This window comes from Paenibacillus sp. MSJ-34 (assembly GCF_018918005.1).
Taxonomy (GTDB): domain Bacteria; phylum Bacillota; class Bacilli; order Paenibacillales; family Paenibacillaceae; genus MSJ-34.
In genome coordinates this window covers 1-881 of the sequence record NZ_JAHLPR010000131.1, presented here as the reverse complement: position 1 = coordinate 881, position 881 = coordinate 1, and the positions used below count along the sequence as shown (strand labels likewise).

Annotated in this window: 1 protein-coding gene; it reads left to right on the top strand. The window is 49.3% G+C overall.

The window, feature by feature from the left end; all coding sequences use genetic code 11:
- The coding region (locus KQI79_RS27365; protein WP_216541469.1) for a hypothetical protein at positions 1-690 on the top strand (690 nt) is incomplete at its 5' end.
- Positions 691-881 lie beyond the last annotated feature (191 nt).

Genomic DNA, 881 nt, shown 5'->3' with positions numbered 1-881 from the left:
GCTATCGATAGATCAAAATTCACACAAGGAGACCCAATGACAAGCAACATTCATGCCAATAACACACGTTCACCTATCGGTCAAGAGTTACATATTCACTATGCCAAGGGCATATTCCATGCCATGCGGCAACGGTGCAACCCCAAGGACCGTATCTACACTGGCGCTACTCTATGCGAAGAGTGGGCGAAGCCCAAGGCGGCAGGATTCGAATCATTCTATGAATGGGCAGTCTATGAATCTGGCTACGCTGATGGCTACCAACTGGACAAGGACATTCTCTTCCCGGGAAACAATTTGTATGCTCCGCATACGTGTGCGTTCATTCCGCAATACATGAACAAACTATTCACAAACTGCGGCGGCACTAAGAAGGTGAATGCAAAATCCAAGCCAGCTAGGACACTCCCGTTAGGGGTGCAGATAAACTACTACAGAAAGAACGGGAATCCATCCTACACTTCACAATGCCGATCCCTTGGCAAGCAGGCAACACTAGGTTCGTTCCGAACCGCAATGGAGGCGCATGTGGCATGGCAACATGCCAAGATAGCAGCCATCCATGAATGTATTGATCTCTACCAGATGGAGGATGTTCACAGTGTGGATATTGTCCAAGCGTTGCTTGGAAGGATTGACCAATTGTGGAAGGATATTGACGAAGGGAAAGAGACCACATTGTTGCAGTAGATCGACGGGGCCATGGTCAACCCCTCTTAGAGTGTCCTATCGGGGTGCGGGAACTCCGATAGCGAAGCTATCAAATGTATATGCATATTCCATGCCAACACGTGGAAAGATTTCACCCGGCAGGGCGGGAGCCCGTTGGCATTAGTTTTGCATAGCTTAGCTGTCGCTAAGAAGGAAAGACCACGGCCACC